This window comes from Actinoplanes utahensis, assembly GCF_016862455.1.
Taxonomy (GTDB): Bacteria; Actinomycetota; Actinomycetes; order Mycobacteriales; family Micromonosporaceae; genus Actinoplanes; species Actinoplanes utahensis.
Map to the genome: position 1 here is coordinate 1 of NZ_BOMZ01000149.1, position 1050 is coordinate 1050.

Below are 1050 nucleotides of genomic sequence, written 5' to 3' on the forward strand. Positions count from 1 at the left end.
CGGAACGTGTCAAGGAATTGAGGCCAGCGGGAGTTATGCGGCCTGAGTTTCCGGCTCGGGTTTGTTGATCCAGACCTGTCCGGGCAGATCGAGGATCTTGGGCAAGAGCCGGTCCGTGCCGAAGCGTTCCGGGTGGGCTACGCGGGCTGCGGCGAGAGTGTCTTCGCGGCCGGCTCGGACCCTGTGGTGGCGGTCGTGATGGACCTCGGCGGGGGTGTGCAGGCCGATCCCGGAATGCCGGTGGCAGTTGTTGTACCAGGTCACGAACTCGGCCATGAACGTCCGGGCCGTGGCGAGGGAGGCGAACCGGTCCGGGAAGACTGGCGCGTACTTCAACGTCTTGAACCACGCTTCGCTGTACGGATTGTCGTTGGACACTTTCGGCCGTGAGTGCGACCGGGTCACGGTCAGGTCTTCGAGCAGGTCAGCGACCGATTTCGAGGTCATCGACGTGCCTCGGTCGGCGTGGACCACGTGCGGGACGCCGTGGACGTCGAAGATCTCCCGCATCATCGACGCGGCCAGCGGCCCCGCTTCGCGGGCGTGCACGCGGACGCCGACGATGTACCGGGAGTAGATGTCGATCATCACGTATGCGTTGAAGTAGGAGCCCTTGACCGGCCCGGCGAGTTTCGTGATGTCCCAGCTGAACACCTGCCGCGGACCTGTGGCGACCAGTTCCGGACGGGCGCGGGCCGGATGCCGGGCCAGCCGGCGACGCTCGCGGACCTGCCGGTGCTCGCGCAGGATCCGGTACATCGTGGCGATCGAGCCGACGTAGACGCCCTGGTCGAGCAGGGCGGCGTAGACCTGCGCCGGAGCAGCGTCGACGAACTGCGGGCTGTCCAGCAGCCGCAGGATCTCCTCGCGTTCGGCGGCGGTGAGTGCGTTCGCCGGCACGCTCCGGGGCCGCGTCGAGGGGCTCGGCCGGCGCCGGTCCCGGTCGGCGCTGGACCGGCAGATACCGGTCATCGCCGCCGCGGTCCGGGTCGTGGTTCCCGCACCCGTCAGCTCCGCGAAGGCATCCATCAGCGCTTGCCGAGCCCGAAC

General features: G+C 68.4%; 1 protein-coding gene. It reads right to left on the reverse strand.

Going from position 1 to position 1050, the window contains the following annotated elements:
* Positions 1-33: 33 nt before the first annotated feature.
* The coding region (locus tag Aut01nite_RS43060) for a DDE-type integrase/transposase/recombinase (RefSeq protein ID WP_204037966.1) at positions 34-1050 on the reverse strand (1017 nt) is incomplete at its 5' end.